This window comes from Streptomyces ureilyticus, assembly GCF_011045025.1.
Classification (GTDB): Bacteria; Actinomycetota; Actinomycetes; order Streptomycetales; family Streptomycetaceae; genus Streptomyces; species Streptomyces ureilyticus.
Map to the genome: position 1 here is coordinate 1 of NZ_JAAKZX010000284.1, position 9,976 is coordinate 9,976.

9 protein-coding genes and 1 pseudogene are annotated in these 9,976 nt (G+C 70.7%); 8 read left to right on the plus strand and 2 right to left on the minus strand.

All coding sequences use genetic code 11. The features are described from left to right. Positions 1-627, minus strand: a 627-nt coding sequence (locus G6048_RS43725) for an SGNH/GDSL hydrolase family protein (RefSeq protein WP_165345180.1), incomplete at its 3' end; no start/stop codon positions are given. A 326-nt stretch (positions 628-953) separates the two neighbouring features. Continuing rightward, positions 954-1,898 (minus strand): helix-turn-helix domain-containing protein, encoded by a 945-nt coding sequence (locus tag G6048_RS43730; RefSeq protein WP_165345181.1) that lies wholly within the window; start codon positions 1,896-1,898, stop codon positions 954-956. Positions 1,899-2,015: 117 nt separating this feature from the next. Here G6048_RS43730 and G6048_RS43735 point away from each other — a divergent pair, with 117 nt between their 5' ends. The 8 genes and pseudogenes from G6048_RS43735 to G6048_RS43770 form a co-directional block, all read left to right on the plus strand. After that, a complete protein-coding gene (locus tag G6048_RS43735; protein ID WP_165345182.1) occupies positions 2,016-2,891 on the plus strand; it encodes a branched-chain amino acid ABC transporter permease in 876 nt (291 codons plus the stop codon). Further along, positions 2,852-4,054 carry an ABC transporter substrate-binding protein gene (locus G6048_RS43740; protein ID WP_165345183.1) on the plus strand — a complete coding sequence of 401 codons (1,203 nt, stop codon included), beginning with the start codon at positions 2,852-2,854 and terminating at the stop codon, positions 4,052-4,054. The genes G6048_RS43735 and G6048_RS43740 overlap by 40 nt, the downstream gene beginning before the upstream one ends. A 137-nt stretch (positions 4,055-4,191) precedes the next feature. After that, complete coding sequence (locus G6048_RS43745; protein ID WP_165345184.1) at positions 4,192-5,853, plus strand: branched-chain amino acid ABC transporter ATP-binding protein/permease; 1,662 nt, start codon at positions 4,192-4,194, stop codon at positions 5,851-5,853. Continuing rightward, positions 5,853-6,539 carry an ABC transporter ATP-binding protein gene (locus G6048_RS43750; protein WP_165345185.1) on the plus strand — a complete coding sequence of 229 codons (687 nt, stop codon included), beginning with the start codon at positions 5,853-5,855 and terminating at the stop codon, positions 6,537-6,539. Before G6048_RS43745 ends, G6048_RS43750 begins: the two co-directional genes overlap by 1 nt. A gap of 72 nt (positions 6,540-6,611) precedes the next feature. Further along, entirely contained in the window at positions 6,612-8,021 is a 1,410-nt protein-coding gene (locus G6048_RS43755) for an amidase (protein ID WP_165345186.1), read from the plus strand. A gap of 77 nt (positions 8,022-8,098) precedes the next feature. Then, positions 8,099-8,494, plus strand: coding sequence for an ArsR/SmtB family transcription factor (locus G6048_RS43760; protein WP_165345187.1), 396 nt, complete (start codon positions 8,099-8,101; stop codon positions 8,492-8,494). After that, positions 8,491-9,141 carry an SRPBCC family protein gene (locus G6048_RS43765; protein WP_165345188.1) on the plus strand — a complete coding sequence of 217 codons (651 nt, stop codon included), beginning with the start codon at positions 8,491-8,493 and terminating at the stop codon, positions 9,139-9,141. Before G6048_RS43760 ends, G6048_RS43765 begins: the two co-directional genes overlap by 4 nt. A gap of 101 nt (positions 9,142-9,242) precedes the next feature. After that, positions 9,243-9,976, plus strand: a pseudogene (locus tag G6048_RS43770) (hypothetical protein); the annotation flags it as partial.

The window sequence follows — 9,976 nt, forward strand, 5'->3', positions numbered from 1 at the left end:
GGCGAGCGGGGGCAGCGGGGTGGACCAGTCCTCGTGGTCCGGCAGGCCGAGGGTGTGGGCCATGCCCGAGGCGATGCGGGTGTGGCCCAGTGGGCTCGCGTGGATGCGGTCCTGGCTCCAGAGGCGGGGGTCGGTGGTGACCGGGTGCGGGAACACGTCCAGTACGGCTACGCCGTGACGGTCCGCGACTGCGCGCAGGCGGGTGTTGAGGTGGAGGACCCGGGGGAGGGCGCGGCGGGTGAGCGGGGAGAGCTCGCCCATGTTGGGGTACGTGACGGTGGCTACCTGGGCGCCCGCCTCGGTGAGTCGCGCGAACATCTCCTCTATGTCCGCCATGACCTGGTCGGCGTTGAAGCCGGGGCGGAGCAGGTCGTTCATGCCGGCCACGACCGTGACCAGGTCCGGCTTCAGGGCCAGGGCCGGGGCCAGTTGTTCCGCCTTGATCTGGGCGGTCAGCTTTCCGCGTACGGCGAGATTGGCGTACGTGAGGTCTGGTTGGGCTTCCGCCAGGAGTTCTGCCAGACGGTCTGCCCAGCCTCGGTACCCGGTTGCCTCGTCGCCGTCGCCGATGCCCTCGGTTTGGCTGTCGCCGATGGCTACGTATCTCGTGTACGGGTGCGTGGTCATGGGGTTGAGCCTGGGGCTCGGATTTGGCGGGCGTCAATGTGACGTTCGCTGTGCGGTTCGCTGGTGGGGGGGGGTCTTTCCCCAGTCCCGCCCCTTCCCGAAACTGGGGCTGCGCCCCAGACCCCCGCCAGGGGGTGGTGGGTGACACTGCGTGTCGCGGCTGCGGGTGCGTTGTGGCTGGTCGCGCCCACGCGGCGGAGCCGCAAATTGATACAGCCCCGCGCCCCTAAAGGGGCGTCGCTGCCGGTCGCGCCCCGCGGCGGAGCCGCAAATGTCACAGCCTCGCGCCCCTGAAAAAGCAAAAGCCTGCGACTTTCCCGCGTCCCTTACGGGGCGTACCTGCCGGGAAGTGACCGGCGGCGGAACTCCCGTGGGGAGAGGCCGAATTCGATTTTGAAGACTCTGCCGAAGTAACTCGGGTCGGTGATGCCCCAGCGGGCCGCCACGGCATATGCCGGGACATCGGCCAGGGCGGGGTCGGCCAGGTCCTGGCGGATGCGGCTCAGGCGCCGTTGCCGGATGTGGTCGCCGAGTGTCTCCCCTCGATGCTGGAACAGGGCGTGCAAGGAGCGGACCGAGATGTGGTGGGCGGCGGCGATCCGGGCGGGCGAGAGTTCTTCGGTCAGGTGCCGGTCGATGTGTTCCAGGACGCGCAGCAGCCGGTGCGCGTGCGCAGGGGGCGTGTGCCGGCCTGCGTACTCGCGGACAAGGGTCCGGAGAACGCCGGTCACGTGCTCGCCCATCTCCCCTTTCGACAGCGGTCCGAGGCGATGACCGCGGTCGGCGAGTTCGACGAGCATTGAGGAGAGGATCCGGCCGCCGGGGGAAGACGTGAGCTCCTGGGCGACCATCGCGTCGGGGGTCTGCCGCAGGAGCGTGCTCGTGCCCGGGTCGAGTCTCATCAGGAACCAGCGGTAGTCGCGACCGAGGTCCAGACGGAACCGACGCCCGCCGCCGTAGAGGACGAAGTCGCCCGGGGACAGGGCGCATTGGCGGCCGTTCTGTTCGATCGTCACCTCTCCGGCCAGAAGCACGCCGACCAGGGAGTCGATTCCCACAGGGGAGACCGACGTGTGCGGCACGACCTGTGCCCGCTGTTCGCCGGCGATGTCACACGTGGTGATCGCGCCGAACCGCTCCGCCCGCAGCTCGGCGGCCCAGGGCGTCGCCGTCTTGACCAGTACGGCGTCGGACGCCCTGGCGCGGTCGTTGGAGACGGGGTCCAGGTAGCCGAAGACGAGCGTGCCGTCCTTCCGTGCTTCGAGAGGCATCGGTTCCTCCTCTGCACTCCAGCACCAGAAGCGTGCGCTCTGGTGACAGCACGGCGGCGGGAATTGGCCGATAGTCCCACTCATCCCCGGTCCGCGGAAGTGGAAGGACGTCACCACGTGGACGTACTCCTGGCCATCCTCACGCTCTTCGGCCTCTACGGGCTCACCACCCTCGGCATGGCCGTGATCTTCGCGGCGACCCGGGTGGTGAACCTCGCGCAGGGCGACCTCATCATGGTGGGCGCCTACACGGCGGCGGTCCTCACGGGCCCGGCGTTCGGCTGGCGCGTGACCCTCGCCCTGGTGGCGAGTGCACCGCTGTTGCTGTTGATCGAACGGCTGCTGCTGCGGCGTCCCCTCGCGGACGGGCTGGCGACCATGCTCGTGACCTGGGGTGTCGGCATGGCGTTGCGGCAGGCGGCGGAGCTGTGGTTTACCTCCACCTCCCGGTCGGTCGATGCGCCGGTCGGCGGCACGGTGACGGTCCTGGGCACGCCGTATCCGGCGTACCGGCTGGTGTGCGGCCTGATCGCGGTCGCGGTCATCGGGCTGGTGCTGCTCGCCGCCTACCGCACGGACTGGGGCCTGACCCTGCGCGCGGTGGCCGACAACCCGGCCATGGCGGCGCTGCTGGGCACCGACCCGCGCCGGCTGCGCACCATCGCGTTCATCCTCGGCGGGCTGCTGGCCGTGCTGGCGGGAGCGCTGTACAGCCCGCTCCTCGCGGTGAATCCGACCATGGGCTTCGGCCTGCTGGTCCCCGTCTTCTTCGGTCTGCTGCTCAGCCGCCCCGGCGCGCTCGGGACAGCGGCGGGTGCCGCCCTGGCCATCGCCGCGCTGTCGGTGCTGCTGCGCACCTGGCTGACCGACGTGCTGGCCGAGGTCTTCTTCTACCTGATCGTCGTCGCGGTCGCGGCGCTGCGCTCGCGTCCCTGGATTCGGAGGTACATGTCATGGCTCACACGCGTTCGCGTGCCGGCACGGGCATCCTGACCGCCGCCGCTCTGCTGGTGGTGACCGGCTGCGGCGGCTCGGCGATCTCGGACACCGGAAGCGACTCGGACGGACCCTTGAAGATCGGCCTGATCGTGCCGCTCACCGGGCCCGTCTCCTCGACCGGCAAGGCCCTGCGCAACGCCTTCGAACTGGGCGTCGAGAAGGTCAACGAGGACGGTGGCGTGAACGGCGCGGACGTCGAGTTCGTCGTCGTCGACGACGGGGGCGACCCGGCCACGTCCACCCAGCTGGCTCGCAGACTCGTCCAGCGGGAAAAGGTGTCGATGCTGTTCGGCACGATCACCGGGGACACGGCCGAGGCCGTGACCAAGGTCGCCGATGACGCGAAGGTCCCGTTCGGGACGGCGATCCTCGGCGACACCGGGCAGTGCCATCCCTACGCGTGGGGGTTCGGCGAGAGCACGCGCCAGCTGCTCACCCCGACCATCCCCGCGCTGCTGGAGAAGTACGGGAAGAGGGTCGCCGTCGTCGGCTCCGACTACAACTTCCCGCACTACTACCTGCGCGTCGCCAAGGAGCAGGTGAAACGCGCCGGCGGCTCGGTCGTCGCCGAGGAGTTCAGCCCGATCGGGCAGACCGACTGGCAGCCGGTGATCAAGCGGCTCAAGGCCGCGAAGCCGGATGTGCTGCTGGCCATGGTCGTCGGTTCCGACGCGGTGTCGTTCAGCCAACAGGCCAAGCAGTTCGGTCTGCTCAGCCCGCAACTCGGCTACGACGGCGCTCCGTTGGACAGCGACTACTACCCCGCCCTCAACGCCTTGGTGAACGGCCGTACGCACACCGTGCGCTGGACCGACCGGCTGGACGACCCGGACAGCCGCGCCTTCGTGGCCGACTACCGGAAGGCGTACAAGTTCAAAGGCCCGATGCCCGAGGTGGCGGGCAACGCGTACTTCGGCATCCAGTTCTTCCTGGCCGCCGCCGAGAAGGCCGAGAGCGCCGACGGTGAGGCGATCAACACCGAGATCGGGCGGCTGACCTTCGACTCGCCGCTCGGCGAGAACACCCGCTTCGCGGCGGCCAATCACATCCTGCAGGCCGACATGTTCCAGGCGACGATCAAGCCGGGTGGAGCGTACGAGGTCAGCCGCGAGCTCGGTCGCGTCGCCGACACCACGCCCATGCCGGGGTGCTCATGATCAGCCCTGGCCATGACACCCACGGGCGCGGCGACGAGCAGGTCAAGGTGCTGTCGGCACCGTCCGCGCGCGGTGTACGCCGTCGGCTCCCGGCCGCGCCTCTCGGACGTAGCACCCGAGTCGGACGGAGCGCCCGAGTGGGGCCGGCGGTGCGCTTCGCGCTGCTGCTCGTGCTGCTGGCGGCGGCTCCATTCGGGCTGAGCGCCTTCGCGGTGGCCACCCTGACGCTGGGCCTGTGCAATGGGCTGTTCGCTTACGGCCTGGACCTTTCCTGGGGGCGGGCGGGGCTGCTCAGCGTGGGTCACGCGTCCTTCTTCGGGCTCGGTGCCTACGCCGTCGCGCTCAGCCAGGAGCACGGCTGGCCGCTTGCCGTCCTGCTGGCAGCGGCTTTGGCGGCGGCCGTGGGCATCGCGGTGCTGGTGGTCCGGATCGGGCTGGCCTCCCGTGTGCCCGACGCGCCGCTCATCCTGCTGACGATCGGAGTGGGCCTGCTGCTCCAGCACGCGGCGAACAGCCTCACGGATCTGACCGGCGGGACCAACGGGCTGTCGGTGAGCGGCCGGGGAGTGGTCTCCGCCTACTACCTGACGCTCGTGGTGGTGGCCGCCGTGGTGGCCGTCACCAGCGTGACGGTGGTCCGCAGCCGGTTCGGCGCGCGGCTGATCGCCGCGTCCCGTAACCCCGAGCGCGCCGCCCAAGCCGGCATCGACCCGGTGCGCGTGCGGACCGCGGCGTTCGCCGTCGGGGCGGCCGTGTCGGCGGTCGCGGGCGCCTTGTACGCGCCCGCCGCCGGGCTGGTGTCACCGCAGGTCTTCGGGCTCGCCCTGTCGACCAGCGTGCTGGTCTGGCTCGCACTGGGCGGACGGGAGTCGACCGTGGGCCCGTTCCTCGGCGCCATCCTGATCACGGCGGGCGCTCAGATGCTCGGCAGTACGTGGCAGGGCTGGTACGTCCTCGCGCTCGCCGCCCTGTTCGTTCTGGTCGTACAGGTCGCCCCGGCGGGTCTGGCGGGGCTGGCCCGCCCATGGGCACGCGGCCCGGCGGTGAAGCTGCCCCCGGCTGCGGCGGCGCCACGGCACCGTGCTGACGACACGGCCCGCGAGGGAGCGGCCCTCGCGCTGACGGGGATCCGCAAGTCCTTCGGCCCGGTGGACGTGCTGTGCGGCGTGGACCTCACGGTCGAGGACGGCCGAACCGTCTGCCTGATCGGCCCCAACGGCGCGGGCAAGAGCACCCTGCTCGCCGTCGTCGCGGGCCAACTCGCCCCCGACGCGGGCGAGGTGCGGATCTTCGGCGCGGAAGCCACCGCGCTCCCGGTCCAGGACCGCGTACGCCTGGGCGTGGGCCGGATGTTCCAGATCCCCAGCGTCCTGACGGCACTGTCTCCGGCCGACAACATCCGGCTGGCCCGCCTGGACGCGCCACGGCATGTCGAGCTGCCCGCCGAGTACGACGACCTGGCCGGCGACGAGACCCGTGAGGCCGGGGCCCTGCCGCTGGCCGACCGGCGCCGGCTGGAGCTGGCCATGGTGCTGGCCGGGGCGCCCCGGCTGATGCTGCTCGACGAACCCGCGGCCGGGCTGGGACCCGACGACGCCCGCGCGCTCGTCCACGAGCTGAAGCAGGTCTCCCGGCGTACGGGATGCGCACTGGTCGTCGTCGAACACGACATGGCGATCGTCCGGGAGCTGGCCGACGACGTCGTGGTCCTGCACGAGGGTCAGGTGATCGCCCATGGGTCGATGGACGAGATCGCCGCCGACCCGGCGGTGCGTCAGGCCTACCTGGGGGTGAGCTGATGATGCTGGAACTGGAGGGACTTGGCGGCGGGTACGGTCAGGCCGCCGTCGTCCGCGATGTGACCCTGCGGGTCGCCGAGGGCGAGCGGATCGCCCTGCTGGGACGCAACGGCACCGGCAAGACCACCCTGCTGCGCACCGTCTTCGGGCTGGCCGACCGGCAGGGCGGCGAGGTGCGTCTGGCGGGACGCCCCGTGCCGCGCGGCCGCCCAGACCTGCTCGCGCGCCGCGGCGCCGCACTGATGCCCGAGGACCGGGGAGTGTTCCCCACCCTCACCGTCGCGGAGAACCTCCGCCTGGCCACGCGCCGGGGCTTCGTCCCCGCGGTCGATCCCCACGAGATCTTTCCCCTGCTGACCGAACGCCGCCGGCAGCCCGCCGGAACGCTGTCCGGCGGGCAGAAACAGCAGCTCGGCATCGCCCGGTCGATCCTGTCCGGGCAGTCGCTGATCGTCGTGGACGAGCTCACCCAGGGGCTGCAGCCGTCGTTCGTCCAGCAGGTCCTGGAGGCGATGACCCGTATCGCCGCCACCGGAGTGGCAGTGGTGATGGTCGACCAGCATGCCGGGCTCCTTCTCGAGCGCTGCGACCGCGCGATCGTCATGCAGACGGGCCGGGTCGTCTTCGACGGCACGAGCAGCACGGACAACCGCGAGGAGCTCGACCGGCTGCTCGCCGTCGCCTGACTCCCTGCCCCGCCACTTCTCCGCCACCCCCTTCCCTCAACTCCCCCCAAATGGCTACAGGTTGGAGCCCCCATGGACCCGTTCGACTCCGCCGTGCGTCTGGCAGAGGCGGTACGCGAGCGTGAGCTGAGTCCCGTCGAGATCGCCGACACCTATCTGGAGCGCATCGAGCGGTTCGATCCTGAGATCGGAGCGTTCGTCTGGCGCAACGACGAGGAGGTCCGCAAGGCCGCGCTGAAGGCCGAGCGGGCGGTGATGGAGGGCGGGGGACTGCCCGCCTTCCACGGGGTGCCCATACCCATCAAGGACGTGAACCTGGTCGCCGGGCAGCCCGCCACGTTCGGCAGCCTTGGGTGTGACGACACGCCTCGCACGGTCACCGACCCGGTCGTGACCAGGTTCCTGGACGCCGGCTTCCTGCTGATGGGCAGGACGAGCACCCCGGACATGGGCATGCTGACGGCTGCGGAGAGTTCCCGCTACGGCATCACCCGCAACCCCTGGAACACCGAGTACTCGCCGGGAGGATCGAGCGGCGGTGCCGCGGCGGCCGTCGCCGCGGGGCTCGCGCCCGTCGCCCACGCCAACGACGGCGGAGGCTCGATCCGTATGCCCTCCTCGTGCTGCGGGCTGGTCGGGCTCAAGCCGAGCCGCGGCCGGGTACCGCAGTACCTGGCGGCCTGGGAGCACGCCGCGGTCGAGGGAGCGATCACCCGGACGGTGCAGGACGCGGCGGCACTGCTGGATGTCATGAGCGTGCCGGACAGCCTGGTCATGTACGGCGCGCCCGCGCCGGAGCGGCCGTTCTCCGAGGAAGTGGGGCGGGAGTCCGTACCGGTGCGGGTGGGCCTGCTGCTGGAGGCGCCCACCGGAGTTCCGGTGGACCCGGTGTGCGTGGCGGCGGCCGAGCGGACCGGAAAGCTGCTGGAGTCGCTCGGCCACGCGGTCTTCCCGGTGTCGCCGCGCTTCTTCAGCGAGGAGACGGGCCTCGGGTACGCGCAGACCGTCCTGGACGCGGCACTGTGGACCGCGCCCTACGACCGGCCGGAGCTGGCCGAACCGCATCTGCGGTTCCGGATGGAGCGTGCCAAGACGCGCCATTCGGGCGAGTACACACGGATGGCCGCGCTTCTGCAGCAGGAGGCCGTGGAGGTCCGGGCCCAGTGGGGCCGCGACTTCGACGTGCTGCTCACACCGACCCTGGCCTGCCCGCCCCCGCCGGCCGGAGCCTGCCTGGCCGAGGCCACCGCCGATCCCGGCGGGTTCCGGATGACCGAGAACCAGATGATCTCGTTCACCGCCGTCTGCAACATCACCGGCCTGCCCGCCATCTCACTGCCGGTCCACACCTCGCCCGACGGTCTGCCCATCGGCAGCCAGCTGATCGGCGGTCCCTGGGACGAGGCGACACTCCTGCGGCTGGCCTCCGCCCTTGAAGCGCCCGCCGACTGGACCGTGCGCCGTCCGCCGGGCTTCGAGTGACCTCGGCGTGGTTCGAGTAGTACGCCATCTTTTCTCAGCCCACGCTTATATAAGTGAGCAGTGATACAGTGCTCCGTATGCACGCGTTCGATGTGCTCGGAGATCCCGTACGGCGGCGGATTCTTGAGCTTCTTGCTGATGGGGAGATGAGTTCCGGGGAGGTCAGCGAGGTCATCCGGCGGGAGTTCGGGATATCGCAGCCTGGGGTTTCGCAGCATCTCAAGGTGCTGCGGGAGAACGGGTTCGCCACCGTGCGGCCGGAAGGTACCCGGCGGCTCTACGCGGTGAACTCGGAGCCGCTTCGTGACATCGACGCGTGGCTGGACCGGTTCCGGCGGTTCTGGACCCCGCCGCTCGAGGCCCTGGCCACCGAGCTCGCCCGGGGCAAGCGCGAGCGGCGCCTCCGTGAGGCCGGCCGGAACGGGGACGGGGACGCAGGAGACCAAGTACCTCCTCCAAGGAGCAAGTCGTGATTGACGTAAACCAGCAGATCAACGCCGTACGGCGCCAGGTCGGCAAGCGCGTGTTCAAGGCCGGTGAGGCGCGCGTCGTGACCATCAGTCAGACGTACGACTCGGACGTCGAGGACGTCTGGGACGCCTGTACCAACGCCGAGCGCATCCCGCGCTGGCTCATGCCCGTCTCCGGCGATCTGAGGCTGGGCGGTCAGTACCAGTTGCACGGCAACGCGCACGGCACGATCGAGCGCTGCGACCCGCCCAAGGGCTTCGCCGCCACGTGGGAGTTCGAGCAGAGCGTCACCTGGATCGAGCTGCGGCTCACGCCGGAGGCGGAGGGCCGGACGCGCTTCGAGGTCGACCACATCGCCCATGTCGACGACGACACGAAGTGGCCGGAGTACGGGCCCGGCGCGGTCGGTGTCGGCTGGGACCTGATGGTCATGGGCCTGTGTCTGCATCTTTCCTCCGGCCGCCCTGTGGATCACCAGGCGGCGGAGGCCTGGGTCATGTCCGACGAGGGCAAGCGCTTCGTCGAGCTGAGCAGCGAGGGCTGGTACGAGGCGAATGTGGCCTCCGGCGAGGACCCGGCCACGGCTCGCGCGGCGGCGGACGCCACGACTGCCGCGTACACCGGGGCGGAGGCGCCGCCGGAGTCCTGAAGCGGAGAGGGGAGGAGCGGCGGTAGAGGTAGAGCGGTAGATGAGGGCACTTTCATCCAAGGCGCGGGGACGATTCATGCAGGGCGGGCACCGTCGGGCGCATGTCCATGCCCAAGCCCATGCCCGTGCCTCTGCCGATACCTCCTGAGCAGTCCTCTCTGCCTTTGTCTCCGGCGTCCGAGCGTGTGCCCGAGGCGGTCGGTGCCGGCACCGACGTACCGGATCTGCGTCTGCTGACCGGGCCGGACGCCGGTGACTTGTTGGCGGCGGCCCTGGAGCCGTCCGGCAGGCAGTTGCTGTCCTGGCGCGTCGAGAACGTCGACCATCAGCCCGGTGACAGTTGTACCGCTGTGTACCGGGTGCAGGTCCGGGGGGCCGACGGGCGTGCCGATGAGGAGCGGATCAGTGCCCGTACCGGGCGTCTGCCGCGCGGGGCGACGGTGTTGGAGGACGGTGCCAACCGGGTCGCGGTGTGGCGTTTCCCGTACGACCCCTGGCTGCCCGCTCTTTCTTCGGCCTGCGATCCGGTGGCGCTCGCCGGGTTGCTGGAGGACGTCGGTTGCGGCGGTGGTCCGGTTCGGTATCGGGTACGTGCGTACCGGCCCGGTCGTCGTGCCGTCATCGAGGTGACCGGCTCGTACGGGCGGCTGTTCATCAAGGTCGTACGTCCGAGCCGGGTGGACGCGCTGCATCAGCGGCACCGTCTGCTCACCGATGCCGGTGTGCCCGCACCGGCCAGCCTCGGCTTTACGCCGGACGGGCTGGTCGTCCTTCAGGCTCTGCCCGGCCGGACGTTGCGGGAGGTGCTGCGTGGGGGCGGTGGCAGGGGCGGGGG

Bases quoted from the DNA above. Each gene is read 5' to 3' on its own strand.
- G6048_RS43760 (WP_165345187.1), top strand. From the start codon at position 8,099: ATGCACGCGTTCGATGTGCTCGGAGATCCCGTACGGCGGCGGATTCTT.
- G6048_RS43740 (WP_165345183.1), top strand. From the start codon at position 2,852: ATGGCTCACACGCGTTCGCGTGCCGGCACGGGCATCCTGACCGCCGCC.
- G6048_RS43730 (WP_165345181.1), bottom strand. From the start codon at position 1,898: ATGCCTCTCGAAGCACGGAAGGACGGCACGCTCGTCTTCGGCTACCTG.
- G6048_RS43750 (WP_165345185.1), top strand. From the start codon at position 5,853: ATGATGCTGGAACTGGAGGGACTTGGCGGCGGGTACGGTCAGGCCGCC.
- G6048_RS43755 (WP_165345186.1), top strand. From the start codon at position 6,612: ATGGACCCGTTCGACTCCGCCGTGCGTCTGGCAGAGGCGGTACGCGAG.